21 protein-coding genes are annotated in these 25319 nt (G+C 48.6%); 4 read left to right on the top strand and 17 right to left on the bottom strand.

Annotation, left to right across the window (positions count from 1 at the left end; all coding sequences use genetic code 11):
• Positions 1–113: 113 nt before the first annotated feature.
• Both ACP26N_RS02645 and ACP26N_RS02640 read right to left on the bottom strand, forming a co-directional pair.
• Positions 114–542: a GNAT family N-acetyltransferase gene (locus ACP26N_RS02645; protein WP_114596935.1), complete on the bottom strand. Its 429-nt coding sequence runs from the start codon at positions 540–542 to the stop codon at positions 114–116.
• Positions 539–1690 carry an alanyl-tRNA editing protein gene (locus ACP26N_RS02640; RefSeq protein ID WP_214855960.1) on the bottom strand — a complete coding sequence of 384 codons (1152 nt, stop codon included), beginning with the start codon at positions 1688–1690 and terminating at the stop codon, positions 539–541. The genes ACP26N_RS02645 and ACP26N_RS02640 overlap by 4 nt, the downstream gene beginning before the upstream one ends.
• A 128-nt stretch (positions 1691–1818) precedes the next feature.
• Here ACP26N_RS02640 and phnF point away from each other — a divergent pair, with 128 nt between their 5' ends.
• A complete protein-coding gene (phnF, locus tag ACP26N_RS02635; RefSeq protein WP_012369386.1) occupies positions 1819–2553 on the top strand; it encodes a phosphonate metabolism transcriptional regulator PhnF in 735 nt (244 codons plus the stop codon).
• Positions 2554–2676: 123 nt separating this feature from the next.
• Here the strand turns inward: phnF and ACP26N_RS02630 are convergent, their stop codons facing one another.
• From ACP26N_RS02630 to ACP26N_RS02610, 5 genes are all read right to left on the bottom strand, one after another.
• Positions 2677–3774, bottom strand: coding sequence for an LCP family protein (locus ACP26N_RS02630; RefSeq protein WP_214855962.1), 1098 nt, complete (start codon positions 3772–3774; stop codon positions 2677–2679).
• A gap of 212 nt (positions 3775–3986) precedes the next feature.
• Entirely contained in the window at positions 3987–4745 is a 759-nt protein-coding gene (nagB, locus tag ACP26N_RS02625) for a glucosamine-6-phosphate deaminase (RefSeq protein ID WP_131504467.1), read from the bottom strand.
• A gap of 6 nt (positions 4746–4751) precedes the next feature.
• Positions 4752–5897 (bottom strand): N-acetylglucosamine-6-phosphate deacetylase, encoded by a 1146-nt coding sequence (gene nagA / locus ACP26N_RS02620; RefSeq protein ID WP_426354715.1) that lies wholly within the window; start codon positions 5895–5897, stop codon positions 4752–4754.
• 148 nt (positions 5898–6045) lie between these two features.
• On the bottom strand, positions 6046–8604 hold the full coding sequence (gene mprF, locus ACP26N_RS02615; protein ID WP_131504465.1) for a bifunctional lysylphosphatidylglycerol flippase/synthetase MprF: 2559 nt from the start codon (positions 8602–8604) through the stop codon (positions 6046–6048).
• Entirely contained in the window at positions 8601–9956 is a 1356-nt protein-coding gene (locus ACP26N_RS02610) for an MATE family efflux transporter (protein ID WP_426354713.1), read from the bottom strand. The genes mprF and ACP26N_RS02610 overlap by 4 nt, the downstream gene beginning before the upstream one ends.
• A gap of 96 nt (positions 9957–10052) precedes the next feature.
• Here ACP26N_RS02610 and ACP26N_RS02605 point away from each other — a divergent pair, with 96 nt between their 5' ends.
• Positions 10053–10835 carry a CHAD domain-containing protein gene (locus tag ACP26N_RS02605; protein ID WP_426354711.1) on the top strand — a complete coding sequence of 261 codons (783 nt, stop codon included), beginning with the start codon at positions 10053–10055 and terminating at the stop codon, positions 10833–10835.
• Here the strand turns inward: ACP26N_RS02605 and glsA are convergent.
• The 3 genes from glsA to ACP26N_RS02590 form a co-directional block, all read right to left on the bottom strand.
• The gene (glsA, locus tag ACP26N_RS02600) at positions 10832–11764 is read right to left on the bottom strand and encodes a glutaminase A (protein ID WP_012369379.1); all 933 of its coding nucleotides are present in this window, start codon (positions 11762–11764) and stop codon (positions 10832–10834) included. The two genes, ACP26N_RS02605 and glsA, sit on opposite strands and share 4 nt — an antisense overlap.
• A 147-nt stretch (positions 11765–11911) precedes the next feature.
• Positions 11912–14485 (bottom strand): ATP-dependent chaperone ClpB, encoded by a 2574-nt coding sequence (gene clpB, locus ACP26N_RS02595; RefSeq protein WP_188005142.1) that lies wholly within the window; start codon positions 14483–14485, stop codon positions 11912–11914.
• A 7-nt stretch (positions 14486–14492) separates the two neighbouring features.
• On the bottom strand, positions 14493–15359 hold the full coding sequence (locus ACP26N_RS02590; protein WP_012369377.1) for a DnaJ C-terminal domain-containing protein: 867 nt from the start codon (positions 15357–15359) through the stop codon (positions 14493–14495).
• 192 nt (positions 15360–15551) lie between these two features.
• On the opposite strand from ACP26N_RS02590, the gene ACP26N_RS02585 reads away from it, so the two are divergent.
• Positions 15552–15743 (top strand): YwbE family protein, encoded by a 192-nt coding sequence (locus ACP26N_RS02585; protein WP_012369376.1) that lies wholly within the window; start codon positions 15552–15554, stop codon positions 15741–15743.
• Between the two features lie 64 nt (positions 15744–15807).
• Here ACP26N_RS02585 and ACP26N_RS02580 read toward each other — a convergent pair whose 3' ends face one another.
• The 3 genes from ACP26N_RS02580 to ACP26N_RS02570 all read right to left on the bottom strand — a co-directional run bounded on the left by ACP26N_RS02580 (position 15808) and on the right by ACP26N_RS02570 (position 19247).
• A complete protein-coding gene (locus ACP26N_RS02580; RefSeq protein ID WP_131504461.1) occupies positions 15808–16983 on the bottom strand; it encodes a M20 metallopeptidase family protein in 1176 nt (391 codons plus the stop codon).
• A 12-nt stretch (positions 16984–16995) separates the two neighbouring features.
• The gene (locus ACP26N_RS02575) at positions 16996–17850 is read right to left on the bottom strand and encodes a MurR/RpiR family transcriptional regulator (RefSeq protein ID WP_131504460.1); all 855 of its coding nucleotides are present in this window, start codon (positions 17848–17850) and stop codon (positions 16996–16998) included.
• Positions 17851–18068: 218 nt separating this feature from the next.
• The gene (locus ACP26N_RS02570) at positions 18069–19247 is read right to left on the bottom strand and encodes a CamS family sex pheromone protein (RefSeq protein ID WP_026829293.1); all 1179 of its coding nucleotides are present in this window, start codon (positions 19245–19247) and stop codon (positions 18069–18071) included.
• Positions 19248–19381: 134 nt separating this feature from the next.
• Here ACP26N_RS02570 and ACP26N_RS02565 point away from each other — a divergent pair, with 134 nt between their 5' ends.
• Positions 19382–19954, top strand: coding sequence for a class D sortase (locus ACP26N_RS02565; RefSeq protein WP_114596947.1), 573 nt, complete (start codon positions 19382–19384; stop codon positions 19952–19954).
• A gap of 93 nt (positions 19955–20047) precedes the next feature.
• Here ACP26N_RS02565 and ligA read toward each other — a convergent pair whose 3' ends face one another.
• From ligA to ACP26N_RS02545, 4 genes are all read right to left on the bottom strand, one after another.
• Positions 20048–22042, bottom strand: coding sequence for an NAD-dependent DNA ligase LigA (gene ligA, locus ACP26N_RS02560; protein ID WP_131504457.1), 1995 nt, complete (start codon positions 22040–22042; stop codon positions 20048–20050).
• Positions 22043–22056: 14 nt separating this feature from the next.
• Positions 22057–24282 carry a DNA helicase PcrA gene (pcrA, locus tag ACP26N_RS02555; protein ID WP_426354707.1) on the bottom strand — a complete coding sequence of 742 codons (2226 nt, stop codon included), beginning with the start codon at positions 24280–24282 and terminating at the stop codon, positions 22057–22059.
• Positions 24283–24326: 44 nt separating this feature from the next.
• The gene (locus ACP26N_RS02550) at positions 24327–25010 is read right to left on the bottom strand and encodes a heptaprenylglyceryl phosphate synthase (RefSeq protein ID WP_426354706.1); all 684 of its coding nucleotides are present in this window, start codon (positions 25008–25010) and stop codon (positions 24327–24329) included.
• 84 nt (positions 25011–25094) lie between these two features.
• On the bottom strand, positions 25095–25319 hold the full coding sequence (locus ACP26N_RS02545; protein WP_131504454.1) for a hypothetical protein: 225 nt from the start codon (positions 25317–25319) through the stop codon (positions 25095–25097).

Here is a 25319-nt window from a genome sequence, read left to right as displayed (position 1 = left end):
TCCTCCTTGAATTCGACTGTATCTGTCTGTATAAAAATTCACTATGAATTATATATATACATAGACTTTCAAAAAAAGAAACCCTTTTTTCAGGATTTCTTAAAAAATCAGCGTTAAATTTTTTTCTCCATCGTCCGGTGCGGGATGCCGGCATCGTCAAATTCATCGGAAACAATTGCATAACCAAGCCCTTGATAAAACGGGATTGCCTGGACCTGGGCACCGAGTGTCAAAATCGTCCGCCCTTCACGGCGGGCAATCCGTTCCATCGCCTGCATCAGTTCGCCACCGTATCCTTTTCCTCTTGTCGCCGCAAGTGTCGCGACGCGTTCGACCTTCATCCGTTGCTCATCATACGGACGCGTCCGCCCCGTTGCGACAGGACGATTCTGCTCATCGAGGACGAGCAGATGAATCGCTGTTTCATCGTGTGTATCATATTCCAAATGGCGGGGAACCCCTTGTTCCTCGACGAAAACCCGTTCCCGGATCATTCGGACTGCTTGTTGCTGTTCGGCTGTTTTCACTTGAATCACTGTCATGTATGTAATTCCTCCTTTAATGCTTCTACATAAGCTTGTGCCTCTTCATACGTTTGGAATAATGCCTGGGCATTGTTTTCACTTCCGCCGCCACGTCCATTAAACTGCTTAAGATGAGTTTTGGCAAATTGCCCGAGATGAATGGAACCGGCACTGCACATGAATAATTTTTTAGCTGTCTCGTTCCAGACGAATCCTGTCCGTCCTGCTTCGGCTACGGCTTTCAGCAGTTTTTCCGAGAAACGGATGTCTTCCTTATCATGTCGCACAGTCAGGACCGGTTCGTCCGTCGCCAGAAGTTCTTTTAAGACCGCTTTGACATGAGCATCTTCAGCCTGTCCGATTTGACGGTTCAGACGCACCTGCTCCTGTTTCAGTTCCTCGACGACGAGATGAACCTGATCTTTTTTAGCTGATAATGCACGGGCCGTTTCTGCTAAAACACGTCGTTCCGTCGTCAGTAATCCAAATGCCCGGTCTTTCGCTACATATGCCAAGCGGATATTTCCTCGAACCTTTTCCAGTCCTGTAAATAAAATCAGTTCCAGTTCCGACGTCAAGGCCAGATGTGTCCCTCCGCAGGCACTGTAATCGAGTTCACCGATTTGAACGACGCGGATTTTCCCGGTTACTTGAGGGGTCTTTCGTAAAGGTAACCGGAGTGCCGCTTCTTCTGTATACTCTGTCGCCGTGATTAGGAGGTTGGCTTGAATCACCGTCCGCAACCGTTCCTCCAGTCGACTTTGAAGGGCGTCGTCCCATGCGTCAAGATCGAGATCAAGCGTCGATTCTTCCGTACCGGTCCGAAAGCTGATCGTCTTGATTTGGAACTCGTCCTGAAGAATCGCAGAAATGACGTGTTGCGCCGTATGTTGCGCTGCATGGTCCGTTCGAATGACATCATCGACTTCACCTTGCACTTCGGATTTAAGAAGTGGACTTTCGAGGCGATGCCAGACCTGTCCGTCTTCAAGCTGAACATCCAATACGGGAATACCGTTCAGCGTGCCCCGATCGGCAGGCTGTCCCCCACTCTCCGGATAAAAGTAACTTTGTTGCAGCGTCACCCAGTGTCCCTGCTCTTCTTTCGTACCCGTCACGATTGATTCGAATGTCCGGACGTCCGGATAAATTTGCTCTGAACGCATCTTCATTCCACCTTTTTTGTACTGAATTTGCTTCTATTATGACACAAATCACTTACAATCGTTTGTCGACATCTTCATTTCCTAGTACACTAGATGAAAGACTATCGACCGCGAAGGGACGAAATGCCGTGATTCAGCACATCAATAAAAATTCACCACTTCCAATCTACTACCAAATTGAGGCTGCCTTAAAGCAACAAATCGAAGAAGGTCTATTACAACCGGGCGATTTGATTCCCTCAGAACGCGAATTCGCCGAGGCCCATCAAATCAGCCGGATGACTGTCCGTCAAGCCATCTCGAACCTCGTCAACGCCGGTTATCTGATTCGTCAAAAAGGACGCGGTACATTCGTTGCCAATAAAAAAATCGTCATGCAACTGTCTGGTTTGACCAGTTTTTCTGAAGAGATGGAACATCTTGGATTGGAACCGGCAAGTGAATTGTTGTCCTACCAGACGATTGCTGCTGAAATGACAATCGCGAATAAACTTGGTATTCGTGAAGGAGCCAAAATCTATGAATTAAAACGGTTACGGATCGCAAACGAACAACCGCTTGCGCTCGAAACGGTCTACATCCCGGAACAGTTGTTGCCGGGATTGAATCAGGACGTCGCTATCACGTCTCTCTATGCCTTTGCTGAAGCCAGTGGACTCAACCTTGGCCGTGCCAGTCAGACTTTCGAATCACGCCTCGCGACAAAAGAAGAAGCGCAACATCTCGGTCTGTCGGTCAGTTCACCGGTGTTGTCCGTCGAGCAGCTGACTTTCCTTGCCACCGATCAACCGTTTGAATATGTCATCTCTGCTTATCGCGGCGACCGGTATACGTTCACGGTCGAAATGGAAAGGCAACGCTGAGTCTGATTTGAAGTCAGGAGAAGTCCACTTTCTTTTTTTCGAGCAAAAAAGCACACATTTCAGGATACTTTTCAAGAAAGTATCTGAAACGTGTGCTTTTTTAGGCTCATCCGTCTGAAACAGTTATTGAACGGGTTGCTCGACTGTCGTCGAATCCGTTTCCTCCGGTGTGCTTGTCTCTTCTTTTATGGGTGAAACTTCTTGTCCTTGCATCGCCTTGGTCAAATTGGCTTTGACACGATCAAGTTGATTCGGGTCCAGATGATATTCCCATTTCCCGCTGATGCCGATGTATCCTTCACCTGCGAGCTGGTATTCTGTCGTATTACGTAAAGCCGTCGTAAAATCAGCTAAACGAAGATAATCATTTGGTCCTAAGTTCGTTTCGACATTGTCTCCGACAGCGTCTAAGATATCACGGTACGCACCAAGCGAACGGAAGCTTGCGGCTTCTTTCGCAACAGCCTGAATGACCTGCATCTGCTTTTGCCCTCGACCAATATCACCGAGTGGATCATCATGGCGATTCCGGACATAAGCGAGTGCTTGTTCCCCAGTCAAATGTTGCATGCCTTTCGGAACGGTAATCGTTCCGGCTTTACGGGCTGAATCCTGTTCTTTGAACGCATAACGCACATCGATATCAACTCCGTCCAGCGCATCGATCAACTGAACGAATCCTTGAAAATTGACTTTAACGACATGGTTGATTTCAATACCAAGCAGATTTTCCGTTGTCTCACGGGCGAGTTTGATTCCGTTGTATGAACTCGATTTGTCCATCGAACCAAAATAATGCGCATGGGTGATTTTATCCTGCTCGACACCCGTTTTCCCGTACGGCACATCATATTTGGAGTAATCGATATTGACGAGTGAATCCCGCGGAATACTGGTCAGTACCAATTGCTCCGTCTTTTTATTCAAGACACCGACAATCATGACATCTGATCGTGCCGGTTCCTTGCGTTCTTTACTGGCTTTCGTCTCATCCGTTCCTAAAATCAAAAAAGATTCGGACGGGACATCATCATATTTCGAACTGACTTTCGAACCCGGAATGTTGATTTGTGTTCTCGCCAGTGTTTCCTGTGTTTTTATGAAAACCGCTCCCGCATAACCGGAACCGATGACGGTCAAAAGTAATAACAAGGCGGCAATCACTTTGATGAACATCTTGCCAGCACTCGGTTGCCTCTTTCTTGCTGATCTCGTCTGCATCTGTAAGCCCTCATTTTCATGTAAATTTTCTGTAAAGTTCACTATTCTCCATTATCCCGACTTTTATTAAAATGTCAATTTACGATTCGATTAAGATCATGTGTCTTCACTGCTTTTGCGATGGAACAGCTAAACCGAAATTCAATACAAAACTCGCCTCTTGAGAAGAACGGTCTAAAGCAGTCCGGTCTCATCAAAGACGAGTTGTTGTTTCATTTCATGAAGTTGGTATAGGCAGCTCTGCCTGTACGTTTTGCTTCGTCCGATAACAAGCTTGCGGCTTCTTCGTCAAGAACAACCATCACATCGGCATGACGTTGTAAAATCGTCGCCGGGCAAGCAGTCGTTGCCGGACCTTCCATCATGTCGCGAATCGCCTCTGCTTTTCGCTCGCTTGAAGCGACTAACAAAATCTTCTTCGCTTCCATGATCGTTCCGATTCCCATCGTGATCGCTTCAGTCGGAACATCCTCCAACCGATCGAAAAAACGTTGGTTGGCAATCCGGGTCGACTCGGTCAGCTCAGTCACATGGGTTGTCGCATCAAACGGTGTACCGGGTTCATTAAATGCGATATGACCGTTCGAACCGATGCCGAGCAATTGAATGTCGATTCCCAATTTCCGAACCAGTTCTTCGTACCGCGCACTCTCTTGACTCGGATTGATCGTGTTTCCAATCGGTACATAGGATTCTTTAAAGTCGACCGCATCAAACAAATGTTCTTGCATGAACGTATGATAACTGTGCGGATGATCCGGGCTCAGTCCGACGTATTCGTCCAAGTTGACGGTCGTCACATGCCGGCAATCCACTTGATCCTTGCGCCATTCTTCATACACACCGAGCGGAGAACTGCCGGTCGCCAGTCCAATCGTCAATCCTTCCGGGTGTCTTAAAATCTCCTGTTTGAGCAGTTGGTACGAGACATTTGCCAATTCTTCTGCTTTTTCTACAATCATCCATTTCATTAGTTGTTACCCCTTTCCGTTTGTAAATCGGTGCACTTTCCCGCGGTGAACGGTTTGTTCGACTTCCAAGTCTGTCGTCAATACAACAAAGTCCGCATCCTTGCCCCGCTCGAGTCGCCCTTTATGTGTTAAGCCAAATTCTTCTGCCTGATTGATCGAAGTCATTTGTACCGCTTGTTCGAGTGAACAGCCGGTAAAAGTGATGATATTGCGTAACGCCTGATCCATCGTCAGGACACTGCCTGCCAAGTTCCCGCTTTCAAGACGCGCGGCTCCGTCCTTGACGTGCACCGTCTGTCCACCAAGTTCATATTCTCCGTCCGACAATCCCTTCGCTCGCATCGCATCGGTGATGACCGTCAAACGGTCTGACCCTTTCATCCGATAAGCGAATTCGACCATCTCTTTTGAACTATGAATCCCGTCCGGAATGATTTCCGCGTATACCGATCGTTCGAGAAGACAATACCCGACCGTCCCTGGTTCCCTGTGATGCAAGGCGCGCATTTGATTATAGAGATGCGTCCCGTGGGTGACATTACCTAAATGATTTTGATCGAATGTCGCATCGGTATGTCCGGCAGACGGAATCGCACCCGTCTCTCGGACCACCGCTTCAAAGTTTCGGGCACCGGGCTGTTCCGGAGCGTACGTGACCAGTTTGATCTGATTTCCGGATGCCTGTTGCCATATTAAAAATTGATTTGCATCCGGTTCGACGATGTATTCCAACGGTTGGGCTCCGGCGTAGTCCGGATTAATGAACGGTCCTTCCAGATGAATCCCTTCAATCGTGGTCTGCCGGGAATTGATGACGTCCCGTGTGACTTCTAGTGCCCGCGTGATTTGGTCCCAGTCTTGGGTAATCGTCGTCGCAAAAAAAGACGTGACACCTTCCGCAAGCATCGCTTTACTCAACCGGTGCATCGCTTCCTCGTTCGCATCCATCGTGTCGACATCATATCCACCGTGGATATGAACATCAATCATTCCTGGAATCAGTCGTTTTCCTTTAAGATCGATGACGACTTCGTCGCGCGGTGTATAATCTGACATCTTCCCGATTTCCTGGATGGTCTCTTCAAAGCGGATGAATCCGTCTTGAATGACAGTATGTCCCGTATAAATTTCTGCATGAATCATGCTTGGCATCTTGTTTCTTCCTTTCTCTTTTTGATTCCGACAAGTGTTGGTTCTTCACCATTAGTATACCGCTGTTGTTTCTAGTTGTATAGACCTTTATACATTTAACTGATTATGAAAAAGAAGATTCCGGAGTCTAGTCCAGAATCTTCTTTGATTACGGTAATAAAATCCGGTCCTTTTTCTTCGAAATCAGACGTGTCACTTTTAAAATCGCAATTGTTAATGATTGACGTTTGCGATATGCGAGGTAACGTCCTTCCCACTTCGGATCATATTTTTCTTTATAGCGTCTCAACCCGGTAAAGCTGTACATGTACCGGATGTTGTTGAATACGTCGGCAGCTACACGTTCCTGCCAAAATGATGTTTCGTCCTCACCAACGGATGAGAGAGGAGCCATTCCCATATTAAAGGTGTGGTAGCCTTGCTCAGTCGCATAGTCAAACAAGCGGATAAACATGGCATCCATGATCCCGTTCGGACCATCCGGACGAAAACGCATCAAATCAATCGAGAGAACACCTTCCTGATACGCCGGCATGAATGTCATGAATCCAAGCATCTGCTGATTGGCATCACGCATGATGCCGATCGGCGCTTGATTCAAATAAGACTCGTTGAAATAGCCTAATGAAAATCCTTTTTCGGATTTCCCTCCTAACCATTCATCCGAGATGTCACGTAATTGATTCAGCAACGCTTCACTAAATGGAGGCGATACGACTTCAAACGTCATCCCTTCCCGTTCAAAACGATTTTTAATGGAACGTAAGCCGGCCCGTTTTTTCCCGGAAACGGTAAAGGTCGTCATGTCGACAATCGCCTCTTCACCAAGCTTAAAGAAATTAAAGCCGAAATCATGATACAACGACATGTTCTGTGCCTGAATCTGATAGATGTTCGGGATATAACCTAAATCCTCAACACGCCGTAAGAAACAGGCAATCAACTGGGAATGCTCTTCCGGATTTCCGCTCGGATCACCAAGCATCATAATCCGGTTTCCGGTCTGACTGAACTGAATAAATGAACGTCCGGACTCGGAGAAGAAAAAGCGTTTATCTCCGAGAAAAGCCAGGTGACTTAAATAATTTCCCCCTTCTTCCGTCAAGACATCCTTAACTTTTTGCAGATCTAACTTTTCACCCAAGACCGGCTGATTAAAGGTATTGAATAAACGAATGAAGACGAGTGTGTAGACAAGTGCAAAAATCGATGCACTCGCGGCAAACATGAAGATCTCATGGGCAGGATAAACCTTTGTTCCGTCAGCCGAACCGAGTGTGTAAAAGGCATATCCGAAGAAGATGAATCCACCGATGTATAAAAAACCGGCAAAAGCGGCCCTAATCAGTCGAGTCGTCGTGATCAACGTCCGTTCACGATGAAAGGCACTCCGTGACATCGTCACTAAAACCAGCACGATCAACACGACAGACAAGGAGATCAAGTTAAATCCGCGCAGTGCCATCCCGATCAAAGCAAAAGCCGAAACACCATAAATCATATACAGCGAACGTTTAGTCCGTCGGTACAGAGACGGTGCAAGCAGTACATACAACAAGCCGGCCATCAAAAAGAAACTGTTCGCAAGCAACAACAATTCATGCGGCAGACGGGCTTCCAAATATTCATACTGTGTCGAGTTTGGCGGCAAAATCGCCAGACCCCAAATCGCGATGCCGGCGAGTAACGTAATCAAGGCCAATGTAAAATGTCGGACTTTACTTAAAAAACGTAACTGAAGCCGCCAGATGACGCCGCCGACCTCAACCGACGGGCCGACAATCGGTTTATCCTCAATCATTTTGACGACCGGACCGCTGAACTCACGTGCCGAGAAAATGACCCCGATCACAAAAGGAATCAAATAATATACAAGACGATAAATCAACAATCCGGTAAGGACGATACCTTCTTCGACGCCGGCACGCTGCATACCGATCAAAAAGACCAAGTCAAACGAACCGAATCCTCCCGGTACCATCGAAATCAGACCGGCTGTCGCGGCGATGATGAAGACGCCGATGACTTTAGAAAAACTGACATCCGTTCCGAGGGCCGCCAAAATAAAATAGACGACGACTCCCGCACTGAACCATTCCGCAAGCGATACAAGCGAATAGAGGGCGATCGACGACGGACGGATACTGCTGCTCCCCCGTCGGAAAGTAAACAACAGATAGACCGGGAAGAAGAAGGCAACACCGATGATGACCGGCCATAACCATTTCTTTAAATCCAACACTTCAAATGCCGGAAAGACGTTTAATAAGGATAATGCCGATAAAATCGATAATCCGCTGATCAGTGTCGGTGCCATCCAACCGATGGCTTTCAATAACCGGGTTCCTTCGACGAACGGTCGATAGAGGGCGGTTCTGACCCCCATTCCGGCAAGTCCGCCGAAACCGATGATGCCGTTAAACGAGTTGGCAATCCAGGATGCCCGGAAAATCAATCCGATCGGAACCTTCACTTGAAGCGAACGCAATAAAAAGAAATCATAAAAGAACATCGTCGCGACCGCTGCAAGCCCCGATACAATCAATAAAATAAACTTCCAGGACGGAATTTGCTGAATCGCCCGAATCGATTCCTTTAACGACAGACTTCTTAATTCGTTTTGACCCTGATAAAAAATGAATGCAATCAAGATAATCGGCAAAATGATTTTCGCCACTGTCAACACACGTTGTTTATTGAATCTCATTTCACGACCTCCTTTGATTTTCTGACAAGATGCATCAGGCGGAGCAAGAGAAGACTGGCTCCGACGGCAAGTCCGATGATCAATCCCCACCAATACCCATCCGGTCCAAGTTCCGTAAACCGCTCAAAATAAAATCCGAGTGGTAGTCCGATGACCCAGTACGCGGTAATCGTCAAAATAAACGTGACGTTGACATCTTTGAATCCGCGAAGTGCCCCTTGAGTGGGTGCCGCGACTGCATCGGATAATTGAAAGAAAATCGCTAAAATCATGAAATGAGCCGCCATTTTGATGACTGCCGGATCGTTGCTGTAAAGTGCCGCAATCCGTTCATTTTGAACGTACAGCAGTCCACCTGAAAACAAGGAAACGACCAGACACAGCAACAAGCCGATCCACACGTACTGGACGGCGTCCTTGACCCGCTTGGCTCCCATCTCGAACCCGACCGTAATCGTCAGGGCTGATGCGGCCGAGAGTGGAATCATATAAACGAACGAAGCAAAGTTAATCGCTGCCTGATAGGCTCCAATGACGACATCGCCGTAGGCGCCAAGCAGCAAAGTCACGGCTGAAAAGATACTGACTTCCGAAAAGATTGCTAATCCAATCGGTGCACCGAGCAATACCAATTCTTTGATTCGAGTTACATCCGGTTTATAAAAACGACGGAGAATCCCGAGCCGTTGAAACAGTTCACCTTTCAAGACGACACCAACAACCGCGATACATAAAATCCAGTATGTGATGGCTGTTGCCACTCCTGCTCCAATCCCGCCCAGTTCCGGAAAACCAAACTTTCCGAAGATAAACAGATAATTGAAAGCCACATTAATGGGTAAAGAGAATAATAATAACGTCATTGTGATGTTCGATTTGCCTAACGAATCAATTAAGGTGCGCAGGACAAAGAAGACGAACATCGGAATGATTCCAAAACCTAACATGACGAGATAGATGCGGGCAACATAACGTGCCTGATCCGATAATTCCATTTGGTTCAAAATCGGATTCACGAGCACGAGTCCAAGCAGAACCGTCAAAACGATGATGACGACGGAGACATACAATGCCTGAATCACGATCCGCTTCACTTCCCGCTCTTTTCGTGCCCCCATTGCTTGGGAGACAAGCGGTGCCACGGCTAATAAAATACCCGTCAATCCTGTGTAAACCGGTGCCCACAGACTGGCTCCGACGCCGACGCCCGCTAAATCAGCCGACCCATATCGTCCGGCCATGACCGTATCAAAAAAACTAATTAAGTAAAACGCTACCTGTGTGACCAGAATCGGAAAGAAAATCTTCATGAACTGTTGAATCTTTCCCGATAGCGTAGTTGTCTCTAACATTGTTCCACCACATTCCAGGGCAACCTGCACCCTATTTTTATTGAAGCATTCAAGTTTGCTATTTGTTCTACGTAAATTATTTAAGGAGGGATTCATTTGAATCATCGTGATGCGGAAAATTTAACTTTTGAATTACTCGAGACCTGGTCGACATTTAATCATTATGCCGAGGAAGCCCAAACATTTAAAAACCCGGAAGACGTTCACCAGGCGCGGATCCGTTTACGTAAATTAATCACCTTCGCGAAGTTAGTCGATCAAACGGAGGAACCAATCTATCTCATCTGGAAACGATTGATGGCTGCGTTCGGTCAAGTCCGGGATCTTGATGTTCAACTCAGTCAACAAGGTGTCACTTCTCCGATTGAGCAGTTATTCGCGGAACACCTCGCCTTACAACTGCAAGGCAAACGGGCCACGTTACTCGAAACGATGCATCTGTTGATTTCCGACGAACTCGACCGCTCCGTCCGTCGATTTTTAGCCGGTCGCTTGACGAAACAATTAAAACGGATTGATGAAAAAGATCTTCTTCAGACAGTTGAAAAACGATTCGACAAAAAGAAACTTCATTATGAAAAAGTTCAGCATAAGGAAGGGAATAAGCGTATTCAGATGATGCATGAGTTACGGCTTGCAACAAAGTTCTACCGCTATACGGTCGAGTATTTACGTCCGTATACCGATTTCCCGAAATCGTCCGTCGACCGGTTAAAACGGATTCAAACCCAATTAGGTGACATCAATGATACGTATAACCGCCTCGAACGCTGGCGTCTTTTCAGCGTTCCTGACGACGAGCTTGCGCAACAACAAAAAGAAATCACCCGTCTTGAGAAAAAGCTTTCGAAACTGCTCGATCAACTGTCGTTTGATTAAGGATGACGCTGGACGAGCAACTCCAGCATCTTCGTTCCGGCAATCGAATTTCCTTTCAGGTCAAGTGCCGGTCCGAAGATACCGATTCCAAGGTCCGCCATGTCGAAGTCACTGCGACCACAGGCCACGATGGCACCCGATACCCCGCTTTTTCCGGGTAACCCGACCTGGACTGAAAATTCACCGGACGCATCGTACATGCCGCATGTCGTCATGATCGCCCGGATGATCCGTGCATTCCGGCGGGAGATGACTTGATTCCCGGATGGTGTTTTTCCGGATTGACTTAAAATTTTCCCCATCATCGCGAGTCCTTTACAATTGGTCAAAATCGCACACTGTTTCGTATAAACATCGATGATTTCTTCCACATTTCCTTCGATGACTCCATGATACCGCATGAAGTACAGCAGAGCCCGGTTTAAGTCGGTCGTCTCGAATTCGGACTTCGCGACCTCTGCATCGTATTTGACCATATCGAGTTCGATATCCAGCAGATCGGCAATGAATTGGCGTAACCGGTTCAGCTTATCGGCTGCATCTTCCCCCGGTAACATGCTCGTCACAGCGAGTGCTCCGGCGTTGATCATCGGATTCAGGGGTTTCGTCGGAATCGTCTCTTCAAGCTTCGCAATCGAGTTGAACGCGTCTCCCGTCGGTTCCATACCGACCTTCGAGAACACGTAATCTTCACCAAATGTCTCGAGGACAAAGGCTAACGTGATGATTTTTGAAACACTTTGTAAGGTGAACATCGTTTCGGCGTCTCCCGCGGATACAAAACTGCCGTCTGCATTACAAACAGCGATTCCGAGTTGGGTCGGTTCCGATTTTGCCAGTTCTGGTATATAACTCGCCACCTGCCCGAGCACCGTATAGGGGCGGCATTCAGCGATTAATTCTTCTAGTTGTTGTTGCGTTACGTTCATCGGAGTCCCTCTTCCTGTCGTTTTCATTAGCTTATCATGCTTTTTCGTCACGAGGTATGCCGTTATTCTTTTTTAGTTTTCCTTCTCATTCAAAAGGTCGTCTCTCCCCTGACTGTCAGAGGATGAGACGACCTTTTAAACTATAGTTTAGCGGATAACGAGTTCTGTACCATCTGTATCGATCGCCACATGCGAACCATCCTGGATGGATCCACTAATCAGAGCCCGTGCCAGTTTCGTTTCAATCGTCCGCTGGATATACCGGTTAATCGGACGGGCACCGTACTGTGGTTCAAACGCTTCATTGAAAATTAACGTTTTCGCCGCTTCTGTGACATCAATCGTAATTTCACGACCTGACAGACGTTCTGCCATCTTGCTGACGGCCTTGTCGATGATCCGTTCGATTTCCGCCCGGTGGAGAGGATGGAACAGAATCGTGTCATCAATCCGGTTCAGGAATTCCGGCCGGAAATACTTTTTCAGTTCTTGGCGGACCGCTTCTTCTTCGGCCGCATCAATATCACCGTCTTTTGCTGCTTCGAGTAAAATATGCGATCCAATGTTCGATGTCATGATGACAATCGTGTTCTTGAAATCGACCACCCGTCCTTGCGCATCGGTCAAACGGCCGTCGTCCAGTACTTGAAGTAAGATATTGAAGACGTCCCCGTGTGCTTTTTCGATTTCGTCAAACAACAGCACCGAATACGGACTCCGACGGACGGCTTCTGTTAATTGACCGCCTTCTTCATAACCGACATAACCGGGAGGTGCTCCAACCAGGCGGGAAACGTTGTGTTTCTCCATATACTCGGACATATCAATCCGGACGATGTGTTCTTCACTGTCAAACATGGCGGCTGCAAGAGCTTTCGCAAGTTCCGTTTTCCCGACTCCTGTCGGTCCAAGGAACAGGAACGAACCGATTGGACGATTCGGATCTTTGATTCCTGCACGCGCCCGGATGACAGCATCCGAGACCAGCCGGACTGCTTCATCCTGACCAAAAACACGTTCATGCAACGTATCTTCTAAATACAGTAACTTTTCGCGTTCCCCTTGTGCGAGACGGCTGACGGGAATTCCCGTCCACTTCGACACGATATCGGAAATCTCTTCGTCCGTCACGGCTTCCCGGACGAGTTCATGCGCGACGTGTTCCGCTGATTCTTCCGCCACTTTCAACTGATTTTCAAGTGCCGGAATCTGTCCGTATTTGATTTCCGAGGCTGTATTCAAATCATACCGTCCTTCAGCTTCCTGAAGAGCCAGTTTTGCTTTTTCAAGATCTGCCCGCAACTGCTGGACATTTTGGGAACTGTCTTTCTCGCGTTCCCATCGTGTCCGGAGCGCACTTTCGTCTTCCCGGACAGAACTGAGTTCCTGTTGCAGGGTCTCGAGTCGTTTCCGGGATGCTTCATCGGTTTCTTTTTTCAGTGCGGCTTCTTCGATTTCAAGTTGCATGACACGGCGGACGAGTGAATCCAGTTCCGCCGGCATCGATTCCATATCGGTCCGAATCATCGCACACGCTTCATCGACTAAATCAATGGCTTTATCGGGCATGAAACGGTCCGTGATGTACCGGTCTGACAGGATGGCTGCCGCAACCAGGGCATTATCATGAATCCGGACACCATGATGGATTTCAAACCGTTCTTTCAGACCACGTAAAATCGAAATCGTATCTTCGACATCCGGTTCCGCGACCAGCACTTGTTGGAAGCGGCGTTCAAGTGCAGGATCTTTTTCGATGTACTTCCGGTATTCATCTAAAGTCGTCGCACCGATACAGTGCAGCTCTCCGCGGGCAAGCATCGGTTTCAGCATGTTTCCGGCATCCATCGCGCCTTCGGTCTTCCCGGCACCGACAATCGTGTGCAATTCGTCGATGAACAACAGAATTTGTCCTTCTGCTTCCTTAACTTCATTTAAGACCGCCTGAAGACGTTCTTCGAATTCACCACGGTATTTGGCACCCGCGACAAGCGTACTCATATCGAGGCTGAACAACTGTTTGTTTTTGAGACTCTCCGGTACATCGCCCCGGACAATCCTTTGAGCCAGTCCTTCGACGATTGCCGTTTTACCGACCCCAGGTTCGCCAATCAGGACGGGATTATTTTTTGTTTTCCGGCTGAGAATCCGGATGACCCGGCGAATCTCGTCATCCCGTCCGATGACCGGATCCGTTTTACCGGACCGGAAATCCGCGACGAGATCCCGCCCGTATTTCTTCAGGACATCAAAGGTCGCTTCCGGATTTTTCGTCGTCACCTTCCGGTTGCCCCGCATCTCGATGATGGCTTCCCGCAAGACCTGTTCGGTCACACCCTGACTCCGCAAATATTGTGTCGCCGGACTCGATTGTTTCACAAGACCTAACAATAAGTGCTCGACAGAAACGTAATCGTCTTGCATCAAACGGGCTTCGGTTTCTGCTTCCGTCAACACCTGCAATAAGGAGTTGCTGATTCGCGGCGTCGAGGATTGACCGAGCGCCGGTAACCGTCCGAGTGCTTCATTGACGCCCGTCTCCAACTGGTCGATCCGTTGATCGAGTTTCTCAAAAACAATCCGTGCAATGCCTTCTTCTTGTGAAAGCAAAGCCAGCAACAAGTGCCACTCTGTAATCTCACTGTGTCGACGCTGTTTGGCAATGGCTTGTGCCGATACGATGGCTTCATGTGCCCGGTCCGTTAATTTTTCGAAATCCATTTTCCCGTCACTCCTTCACAGATAAACGATTTTCCCACTCTTCATAAAACGATGGTTCCATTTCCGGTAATTTGACTTCCAGTTGAACCAGCAAGGCACCGCGGTGTCCCTCCCGGTTACTGAGTCCCCGATTCGGGATCCGAAGACGGGCTCCCGGTTTTGTGCCGGGCTTGATTTTTAATTTGACACGTTTTCCTTCCAACGTATCTGCCACGACTTCTCCACCGAGAACAAATACCGTCGGATAGACACGGACAGTCGAGATGACATCGGTTTCCTGCCGGCGGAATTGATCATCATCCTTCAGGTGAATCGTCACGTACACATCTCCCGCAATTCCTTTACGGTTGCGTTTCGAACTTTTCCCGCGTAACCGGACTTTTTTCCCGTCATACAAATCTTTCGGCAGACTCATTTGAATGGCTCCTGTCGCCAGTCGGATCGTCACCTTGTCATTCTGACTGAGATGACTTAACGGAACCGTCAATTCGAGTTCTTCGTCCGTTTCTTCCGGTTCTTGACTAAAAAACGAACCGAACATATCTTCAAATCCAAACGATTGCCCTGCCGATCCCGCCGTCCGGGATTGACGTCCGTTGAATTGGCGGAAAAGATCGTCATAGTCGGCTGACTGTCCATAACCCGCTCCAGCCATCCGTTCATAGTTACTTCCATATTGATCATACTGTGCCCGTTTTTCTTCATCCCCGAGGACATCAAACGCTTCCTGGATATCTTTGAAGCGCTGATCCGCACTCGCTTCCTGATTGACGTCCGGATGGTATTGTTTCGCAAGCTTCCGGTATGCCCGTTTGATTTCCTGGTTCGATGCCGTCTTCTCGACACCAAGCGTTCGATAATAGTCTTTCGCCACGCTGATCACTCCCTTAACTTTTTGTTCTGTATCTTAATTATAGAATTGGTCAGTCAATTGGTCAAATATAGTCAAACTTTTTTTGACGATTCTTTTGTTCTTTTCACTTTACGCATTTTCCTCAAACAAGTTTCGCTCCAGGAAACCATGATATACTGACAACTAGCATTATGAAAAAGGAGCGATCAAGACATGGATGGTAAAAAACGCGCCGATGTTAAAATCGGACAACACGTCAGTATCGTATTAAAACAAGACCAGCGGACAGGTAAACGGACGGAAGGAATCGTCAAGGATCTGTTGACCAAGTCGCCGAATCACCCGCACGGAATCAAAGTCCGTCTCGAAGACGGACAAGTCGGTCGGGTTCAAGAAATCTTATAAGAGAGCACATGAAAAAGACACCCGTCTTCCGGTCATCATCGGCCGGAAAACGGGTGTCTTTTCGTCAATTACTGGACTCTTCGAGATAACGTAAGGTCACTTCGATTAAAATACGGGCTGCATGCTGCATCGCCTGCTCTTCAAAGTCAAACTTCGGGTGGTGATGGGGATAAAAGGTTTCGTCCCCTGCTCCCGTGAAGAAAAAGGTGCCGGGTACTTGTTGCAGATAATACGCGAAGTCTTCGCCGCCCATCGTCGGAGCAATTTCAAAGACGTGATCCGCACCCATGATGTCAGACGCAACGGTCCGTAAAAGGTTCGTTTCTTGCGGATGATTGACGACCGCCGGATATCCTCTTTCGTACGTAAACGAATAGGTCGCCCCTGCCGCGTCACACACGCCTTTAATCGTCCGTTCCATTTCGTGGACGATTTGCTCAGCGACTTCCGGATCAAATGTCCGGATTGTCCCGGTCAGTTCCGCACTGTCGGCAATGACATTAAACGTATTCCCGGCATGCAGTGTTCCGATGGTCAAGACCGCTTGCTGAAGGGGATCGAGTCGGCGGCTGACGATACTTTGCAACTCTTTGACGACCGTCGCCCCGAGTACGACGGCATCAATCGTTTCGTGTGGCTTCGCGCCATGTCCCCCGCGCCCGAACAACGTCAACTCGAACTTATCGGCCGCTGCCATGACAGGACCGATCCGGTAACCAATCGTTCCAAGTTTCGTCGTCGACCACAGATGGGTTCCGAAGATGACATCGACACCGTCGAGGCATCCGTCGGCAACCATGTCCCGTGCCCCGCCCGGAACGACTTCTTCCGCGTGTTGGTGAATCAAGACGACGTTCCCTGCCAACTGTTCTTTCTGACGGACCAGAATTTCGGCGACGGCAAGTAACGTCGCTGTATGGCCGTCATGTCCGCATGCATGCATGACACCGGGCACGGTCGACCGGTAATCGACGGTTTTTTCATCCTGAATCGGCAACGCATCAAAGTCTGCCCGCAGTGCGACCGTTTTTCCCGGTTTTCCTCCGCGAATCGTTCCGACTACCCCCCGGCCACCGACACCGGTCCGGACTTCAATCCCAAGCTCCGTCAATCGATCCGCAATGAATTGCGGGGTATCGACCTCATGAAACGACAACTCAGGATGTTGATGTAAATACCGACGCCGTTCGACCATCACTGGAAATAACTGCTCCACCATCTCTTCCACTGTCTGTTTCATTATGTACGCCCCCTATTTTTTACTGTGCAACATCTTGACGCTTTCCCGTGTATACTGCAGCCGTTCGATCGTATCGTCATAATGGACGGCAGCATAGGATAAAAACAACACATCAATCGCAAACAACTGGGCGAGACGCGAACTTAAGGCCGCACTGCGTAACGGCGCTTCCGGCGCCCGTGACGTCCATAAGGCGATATCCGCCAACTGGCTGACCCGGTTATCCCCGAACCGCGTCAAACTGATGACTTTCAGCCCGCGAATCTTGGCAAGCCGGATTAACTCGACGACTTCCTCGGTTTCACCACTGTAAGAAATCGCAAAAAAGACATCATCCGGACTGGCGTTCGCAAGAATCGTCGCGACGAGATGTTGATCCGATTCCTGAATCGTCAGTTTCCCGACGCGTGTCCATTTTTGTGCAGCATCCAACGCGACGACGTTCGATGCCCCGATTCCGTAAAAGTAAATGGCGCGTGCCTGGTCCAAGACATCCGCCGCTTCGGCAATCCGGTCTTCACTCAATTGTTTCGCCGTATCTTGTAAGGCTTGAATGCTGTTGCTGACCGTTTTTTCCACTAAGTCAGCAGGCCGTTCATTTTTTTCAATATCATGATACCCCTTTAAATCGGTTCGTGCCGTATCCGCTGAAATCCGCATCCGCAGTTCTGGATATCCTTTTAAACCGAGTGCCCGGCAAAAACGGACGACCGCTGCGGCACTTGTTCCCGATTCCTCGGCTAAATGATGAATCGTCATCCCCGCGATTTCATTCATATGCGATAAAACAAAATCAGCGACTTTCCGCGAAGAAGAAGGCAACTCTTCGTGGACGGCGCTAATCTGTGAAAAAATACCACCTTTCATGCGACCCGCTCCCTTACCATGGATTAAAACAGGCGAATCCAGCGTGTCTCTGCTGATTCGCATGATGCTTCTTTTCTATTATGCGCCTTCAAGACGGCTTTCGTAAATCTAAAGAAATCTGACAATAGTAAATCGTTGTTTTGTTGTGCTTAAAAGTCAGCTTAGACTCAACAAAAAAGACTCCTGCTTGCGCAAGGAATCTGTCTGTTCAAATGAAATCAACGGATTTTGACAATCGGTTTTTTCGTATCCGGCTCGATGAATAACATCGCTTCCGTATCGCCGTTCAAGTTCGTGACGGTAATCGTTGTCGGGACATTCCGATTGTATTCCCAACGATTTTCGAGCAAGTAGGTCACGTATTGAATGAACGCTACGAGTTCTGCTTTTCCGTAAAACTGAACCGGAATCTTGATTTCCAACTTCTTCAGTTCACCTTCCTGATAAAAGCCTTCTCCCATCATACCGGTGTAGTTCGGGAAATAGTCTTCGAGGCGGTCCTTGAACAAATCAAACTTCGCGGCATCATCACGGACATCGTTCGTCGCGGCACCCGATGGGTAGTAATAATATTTTTCATCATAGTTCTTCCAGTCGTTCGAACTGATCTGATTGCCGCGCCCGATAAAGGCGGAAGATACATAATGTCCGGAAACCGGTGACCCTTCACTTTCCTGCAAATACAAGGCGACGTGGATCGGTGTCGTTTTGATACCGTCCGTTTTCCGCATTTTCTTGACCAATTCATTTGCCATCCGTTTTCCTTCTGCGATGACTTTTTTCTCGTCGAGTTTCACGGTATAGGTCGGACCGTAGTTTTCATCCTGGAAAACATATTCGCTGTTTAAGACTAAAGCGACGGATGTCCCGCCGAGTTCGAGTTTTTTATCTTCTTCCAACATGTAGTCCTGTTCCAAAATGTGCGATAGAATCAAAGGAGACTTTTGGTTTTTTTCTTTGTAAGACTTTCCGGTCGTATAGGCAGGGTTCAAGCCGTTCGGATCACTGACACCATCCCCGGCTTTTCCTTTTCGTAACAACCACTGGGCAATTTGATCGGCCTCGAGCAGTTGTCCTTCTTGATAATAGTATTTATCCGGAGCAAAAAATTGAGTGGAGTGACGCATCAATCCGGTCTCGATTTCATCCAACTCCAGGCGTGAACTGACTCGTTTTTGTGTCATCCCGCGAGCGACACTCGGCCGGAACGGTAAGACGGTCCGGTAATAGGAATCGGTCGTATCAATCGCCGGACTGACGACAGCCTGGACTTCTTTTCCTTGTTCACTCTCTGTAATGACTTCTTTTGTATCGCTTTTTTGTGATAAATCAAACGAACACGCGCCGAGGAATAATGTACTCGTCAACGTCAACGCGACTATTTTTTTAGATTTCATCTGTTTTCGCACCCCATGTTTTCAAAATCGTTCTCTCTATCATAACAGAATAGTTTTCCATCGGGGAAGGTGTAGTTTTTCCCTGATTTTCAAAAAAGTATATCCTGCTTTTCAGCAGATGAAAGGATTTTTTTATGAAACGACGACTTCTTGGTCTTCTTCTTTTGATTGCCGGCATCCTGCTCATTCTTTGGCCGATGTATACCAATCATCAAAAACAACAGGCCGCTGACGAACTAAAACAGCAATGGACACAAAATTTAAAGGCGGTCGATGCCAAGGAAACGAAGAAACCGGTCGCAACAAACGGTAGCGGCTTACTGACGATTCCATCACTTGATTTTGAACAGGTCATCTTAGAAGGTGCTTCGACGACCATTCTTGATCAAAGCATCGGTCATCTGAAAGGAACCGGCGCGCCCGGTAAAGGGAATTACGCCTTAGCGGGACACCGCAGTTTCACGAAAGGACTGCATTTCAACCGTCTGCCCGAGTTGAAAACGGGTGCACATGTCATCGTGACGACAAAAAGTCATCGGTATACCTATCAAATGAAGACCTCACAACTTGTCAAACCAACGGATTTGTCCGTCTTAAATCAAGACGTCAAACAAGCAACCCTTACACTGATTACGTGTGATCCGCCGGAAACGGCAACCAATCGTTTGATTAAACAAGGGATTTTAATCAAAACCGAATCGTTGTAATTCTCCGTACACTTCAATACGAAACAGGGAAGGCGCATGATGCATGCCACCTTCCCTGTTTTTATTTAAATCATCTGTTTGACGGATTTTCTGTTACCCTTCGTATTTCGCCAACTCTTCAAGCAATTGTGTTTCATTCCAAATCTCGATTCCGAGCGACTCGGCTTTCGTTAATTTCGAACCGGCTTTTTCTCCGGCTACCAAAATGTCCGTTTTCTTACTGACGCTGCCGGTCACGTCCGCACCAAGCAACTCGAGCCGTTTCCCGGCTTCTGAACGCTTCAGTGATTCGAGCGTTCCGGTCAACACAATCGTTTTACCGGCGAGCGGTGCATTCGATTGATCGACCCGTTGTCCTAGAAACTGTTGGTTCAGTCCGAGTTCTGCTAAGTCCTTGATCAAGGCTTGCGCTTCCGGATGTTCAAAATACTTCGTCACAGAATCGGCAATCTTACTGCCGATTCCATCAATCGCTAAAATATCTTCATATTCCGCCTGTGCGATGCCGTCGAGTGAATCAAACCGCTCTGCCAGCAGGTACGCCGCTTTTTGACCGACCAATCGAATCCCGAGACCAAACATCAACCGTTCCAAAGAATTTTGCTTCGACGCTTCAATCGCAGTCAGAAGATTATCGACCGACGTTTCACCCATCCGTTCATACGTCAACAATTCATCCCGGTCGAGGCGGTACAAATCGGCGAGCGTCCGGATGGCTTCATGTTCATACAATTGACGCACGACTTTTTCGCCGAGACCGTCGATATTCATCGCTTGACGCGAGACGAAGTGAATGATGCCTTCGACAAGCTGGGCCGGACACTCCGGACTGACACACCGAATATCCGCTTCGCCTTCCAATCGAACAAGTTCCGACTCGCAGGCCGGACAATGAGCCGGAAATTCGATCGGTTGTTCGTTCCCTGTCCGTTCTGAAACGACAACGCTGACGACTGCCGGTATGACGTCTCCGGCTTTTTTGATGATGACTTGATCGTGCAGTCGAATATCTTTTTCCGTGATGAAGTCCGCGTTGTGCAATGTTGCATAACTGACGGTTGATCCAGCGACGACGACCGGCGCAAACCGGGCGCGCGGCGTGACTTTCCCTGTCCGTCCGACACTGAAATCAACTTCTTCGACTGTCGTCATGACTTCTTCTGCGGCAAATTTATACGCCGTCGCAAAGCGGGGACTTTTCGCCGTGAAGCCAAGTTCTTCCTGATCGTCATACCGGTCAACTTTCAGGACGATACCGTCGATTTCATACGGTAAATTAGAACGTTCCATCGTCCAGTGGGCAATGTAGGCTAAAATCTCTTCGACCGTCTCACACGTCTGCATCTCCTTGTTCGTCGGTAACCCGAGCTCAGCCAGCTGAAGCATCGCTTCGCTGTGCGAACGGGCACTCAGTGTATTGACACCGACACCGTAGACGAATAAGGACAGATTGCGGGATGCCGTAATCGACGAGTCGAGCTGGCGTAAGCTCCCTGCTGCTGCATTACGCGGATTGGCGAACAAGGCTTCCTCACGTGCTGCCCGGTCCGCATTCAAGCGTTCAAATGATTGTTTCGGCATATAGGCTTCCCCTCGGACTTCGACCGTCTCATTTCGACGTAACCGAAGGGGTAAGGCTTTGATTGTCCGCAGGTTTTGTGTAATATTCTCGCCGACCGTTCCGTCGCCCCGCGTCGCACCGCGGACAAGTTGTCCGTCTTCGTACTTCAAGGAAATCGCAAGTCCGTCAAACTTCAACTCTGCCACATACGTCGTCGACCGGCCGAGTGAGCGTTCGATGCGGGCGACCCACTCCCGGATTTCTGTTTCGTCAAAGACATTGCCGAGCGATAGCATCGGTAAATCATGAGTCACCTTCTCGAAGGCATCGAGCGGCGCAGCACCGACGCGTTGCGTCGGTGAATCTGGCGTGATCAGTTCCGGATGTGCCGTTTCAAGTTCCGTCAGTTCCCGTAACAATTGATCATAGGTGCTGTCCGGAACAGTCGGTTGATCCTGGACGTAATATTCGTAACTGTATTGGTTCAACTTTTGGCGTAATTCCTCGATTCGTGCCTGTTCTATCATCTTGACGCCTCCACTCATACCTTTTTGATTGGTGCGAATTTCGCAAGCAACCGTTTGACACCGACTTCCGGGAAGGCGATATCGATTTCTAAGCTGTCCCCTGCTCCGCGTGTCTGAACGACGGTTCCGCGTCCCCATTTTCCGTGTTCCGCTTTGTCACCGACGTTCCAGCCGAGTGATTCTGCGCCTGATGTCTTCATCGCTGTCGGTTTCGTGACCGATCGGCCGATGACGGCTTTTCCTTGCGGTACCGGTCGATCTTCCCATGGCAATGGCTTCGGTTTTTTACCGGTCCGTTCCAATACTTCCTCCGGTAATTCGGCAAGGAAACGGGATTCGAGATTGGCATTCGTCCGGCCATACAGTGAACGCATCCGCGCGTGGGACAAGTACAATCGTTTTTCAGCCCGCGTAATTCCGACATAGGCGAGACGACGTTCTTCTTCCATTTCGTCTTCATCCTGCAGGGAGCGGCTGTGCGGGAACAATCCTTCTTCCATCCCGATCAGGAAGACGATCGGGAACTCGAGTCCTTTTGCAGAGTGTAACGTCATCAAGGTGACCTGTTCCCCCGGATCACTCTCATCCAGTGAATCGACATCGGCGACCAGCGTCAAATCCGTTAAGAACGCGATGATCGTTTGGTCTTCCGGATCGGCTTTTTCGGTCTCTTTTTCAAAGTTTTGTGCGACTGTGATGAACTCGTTGATGTTCTCGAGACGACTTTGTGCTTCGAGTGTTTTGTCTTCTTTTAAGACTTGGCGGTATCCGGTTTTCTCAAGGACTTCTTCCACCAGTTCGGACAGGCTGATGAATTCCTGCATTTGCTGTAAGCCAAGAATCATTGTCCGGAAATACGTCAGTTTCGCTGCCGTTTTCGGGGCAATGCTCGACAATTCGATGTCGCGGATCGCTTCCATCAATGACACGCCTTGCAGGTCGGCAAAATCACGCAGTTTATCAATCGTCGTCGCTCCGATACCGCGTTTCGGTTCATTGACAATCCGGGCAAATGATAAGTCTTCGTTCGGATTTGAAATCAGGCGCAGGTACGCCAGGACATCCTTGATTTCTTTACGGTCATAGAACTTCGTGCCGCCGATCATCTTGTACGGGACATTGGATTTCAGCAACGTTTCCTCAATCGCCCGCGATTGGGCATTCGTCCGGTACAGAATTGCGACATCGTTTAGTTTCATGCCGTAACGCAATGCATTCCGGATTTCCTGGACGATATAAAACGCTTCTTCCCGCTCATTTTCCGCTGTATGGACAATCAGTTTTTCGCCTTCTGCGTTTTCCGTCCACAGTTTCTTATCTTTCCGGGTACTGTTGTTTTGAATGACATGGTTCGCTGCATCCAAAATTCGTTTCGACGAACGGTAGTTTTGTTCGAGCAGAATGACTTTCGCTGTCGGATAATCTTCCTCAAACGACAGGATGTTTGCGATATCGGCTCCGCGCCAGCGGTAAATCGACTGATCCGAGTCCCCGACGACACATAGGTTCTGGTGGGCTGCTGCCAGGAGATTGACGAGATCATACTGGGCTTTGTTCGTATCTTGATACTCATCGACATGGATGTATTGGAACTTTCGTTGATAAAACGACAGGACGTCCGGATTTTGTTTAAACAGTTCTGTCGTCTTCCCGATCAAGTCATCAAAATCAAGGGCGTTGTTGCGACGCAGGACCGCTTCGTATCCTTTATAAATCTCAGCAACCGTTTTTTCATACGGATTCGTGACGATGGACGCGTAGAACTCGGCACTGCGCAGTTCATTTTTTTGACTCGAGATAATCGACAGCATCGACCGGGGATCCCACTTCTTCGGATCGAGGTTTTGTTCTTTTAAGACGAGCTTCAGTGCTGACTGTTGATCGCTCGAATCAAGAATCGTGAAGTTTCGGTTATAGCCGATTTTTTCGATGTCACGCCGTAACATCCGGACACACATCGAGTGGAAGGTCGAGACCCAGATGTCATTCGCGACACCGCCGACCAACCGTGAAATCCGGTCACGCATCTCACGTGCCGCTTTATTCGTAAACGTAATCGCCAGGATATTCCACGGAGCGACCTGTTTTGCTGCCATCAAATAGGCAACGCGGTGTGTCAGGACACGGGTTTTCCCGGAGCCTGCTCCCGCCATGATCAAGAGCGGTCCATCGGTGTGTTTGACTGCCTTTGCTTGTTCCGGGTTCAATCCGCTGACAAGCTGTTCACTTAAATTAAACATCTAAATAGCCTCATTTCTATATTCCGAACTTTTGTTCTTATATTTTATCGTGTTGCTGCGACAGTCGCAAGTGCCGCTTCTAAATTGTCATAGATGATGTTGCCGACGACGATCGTATCGGCATGTGTCAACATCTCCTGTGCCCGTTCGATGGAATCAATACCACCGCCGTAGAACAGACGGCCTTGCTTCAAGACCCGTTTGACGGAGGCGACGAGTGACGGATCACCATACATACCGCTGTACTCGAGATAAATGATCGGCATCCGAAAGACACTGTCCGCCAGTTGCGCGTAAGCGACCACTTGATCATCATTAAGAGGTTTTGCTTGTGTGACACGGGCGACCTTGGCGTCAGCGTTCAGGACGATATACCCTTCCCCGATCAGATCTTGATGCGCGAGCATATGTCCGACTTCTTCCAGCGCTTCGACTTGCTTGTCAATCACGTGCTCAAGCGTTCCGCTGTTGAGGACACTCGGCGTCAAATATGCATCAAATCCCATCGTCGCGGCCTCAAGCTCCGATACTTCCAGTGCCACAGCGACCGGATACCGCCGCAAGCGCATCAGTAAATCCAGTGTCGCATCGAGGGTGATATCATCGGTCCCTCCGACGATGATGGCATCCGTTCCCGAAGTCGCAATCGCTTGAAGAGCAGCCTCTTCAATCTCTTTTGCCGGATCGAGTTTAAAGACATGACGCCATTCGTTATAGGGTAACAACATGTTCGTTCCATCCTCTCTTCTCATTCTCTGTACCCAGTATAAAACAAAATCCCATCTCGCGCAGAGCGGGATGGGAGAAGCCATTCAAGTCCGGACCTGGCGTTTCGTTAACAACGCGGCAAGCCCCAGTGCAAAAAAGGCATAAAGGACGGCAAACGCCCACGGTTCTGCCAGGAAAAAACCCAGGACCGGGATATCCAGTAACGGGGAATCCGGCGAACAGAGCGCCCGTCCGTTGACGAGTGCTAAAAACGGTAAAGCCGGCACCATAAAGATATAACCAAAGTTGATCCAAAATGTCCGATTCAC

Source organism: Exiguobacterium sp. R-39, from assembly GCF_049942815.1.
In the GTDB taxonomy this organism is placed as follows: Bacteria; Bacillota; Bacilli; order Exiguobacteriales; family Exiguobacteriaceae; genus Exiguobacterium_A.
Note: the sequence above shows the minus strand (reverse complement) of the source record. Positions and strands in the feature narration are given on the sequence as shown.

What these genes read in the sequence shown, in the direction of transcription:
- ACP26N_RS02645 (WP_114596935.1), bottom strand. Translation starts at nt 542, where the DNA reads ATGACAGTGATTCAAGTGAAAACAGCCGAACAGCAACAAGCAGTCCGA.
- ACP26N_RS02640 (WP_214855960.1), bottom strand. Translation starts at nt 1,690, where the DNA reads ATGCGTTCAGAGCAAATTTATCCGGACGTCCGGACATTCGAATCAATC.
- ACP26N_RS02630 (WP_214855962.1), bottom strand. Translation starts at nt 3,774, where the DNA reads ATGCAGACGAGATCAGCAAGAAAGAGGCAACCGAGTGCTGGCAAGATG.
- nagB (WP_131504467.1), bottom strand. Translation starts at nt 4,745, where the DNA reads ATGAAATGGATGATTGTAGAAAAAGCAGAAGAATTGGCAAATGTCTCG.
- nagA (WP_426354715.1), bottom strand. Translation starts at nt 5,897, where the DNA reads ATGCCAAGCATGATTCATGCAGAAATTTATACGGGACATACTGTCATT.
- mprF (WP_131504465.1), bottom strand. Translation starts at nt 8,604, where the DNA reads ATGAGATTCAATAAACAACGTGTGTTGACAGTGGCGAAAATCATTTTG.
- ACP26N_RS02610 (WP_426354713.1), bottom strand. Translation starts at nt 9,956, where the DNA reads ATGTTAGAGACAACTACGCTATCGGGAAAGATTCAACAGTTCATGAAG.
- glsA (WP_012369379.1), bottom strand. Translation starts at nt 11,764, where the DNA reads ATGAACGTAACGCAACAACAACTAGAAGAATTAATCGCTGAATGCCGC.
- clpB (WP_188005142.1), bottom strand. Translation starts at nt 14,485, where the DNA reads ATGGATTTCGAAAAATTAACGGACCGGGCACATGAAGCCATCGTATCG.
- ACP26N_RS02585 (WP_012369376.1), top strand. Translation starts at nt 15,552, where the DNA reads ATGGATGGTAAAAAACGCGCCGATGTTAAAATCGGACAACACGTCAGT.
- ACP26N_RS02580 (WP_131504461.1), bottom strand. Translation starts at nt 16,983, where the DNA reads ATGAAACAGACAGTGGAAGAGATGGTGGAGCAGTTATTTCCAGTGATG.
- ACP26N_RS02575 (WP_131504460.1), bottom strand. Translation starts at nt 17,850, where the DNA reads ATGAAAGGTGGTATTTTTTCACAGATTAGCGCCGTCCACGAAGAGTTG.
- ACP26N_RS02570 (WP_026829293.1), bottom strand. Translation starts at nt 19,247, where the DNA reads ATGAAATCTAAAAAAATAGTCGCGTTGACGTTGACGAGTACATTATTC.
- ACP26N_RS02565 (WP_114596947.1), top strand. Translation starts at nt 19,382, where the DNA reads ATGAAACGACGACTTCTTGGTCTTCTTCTTTTGATTGCCGGCATCCTG.
- ligA (WP_131504457.1), bottom strand. Translation starts at nt 22,042, where the DNA reads ATGATAGAACAGGCACGAATCGAGGAATTACGCCAAAAGTTGAACCAA.
- pcrA (WP_426354707.1), bottom strand. Translation starts at nt 24,282, where the DNA reads ATGTTTAATTTAAGTGAACAGCTTGTCAGCGGATTGAACCCGGAACAA.
- ACP26N_RS02550 (WP_426354706.1), bottom strand. Translation starts at nt 25,010, where the DNA reads ATGTTGTTACCCTATAACGAATGGCGTCATGTCTTTAAACTCGATCCG.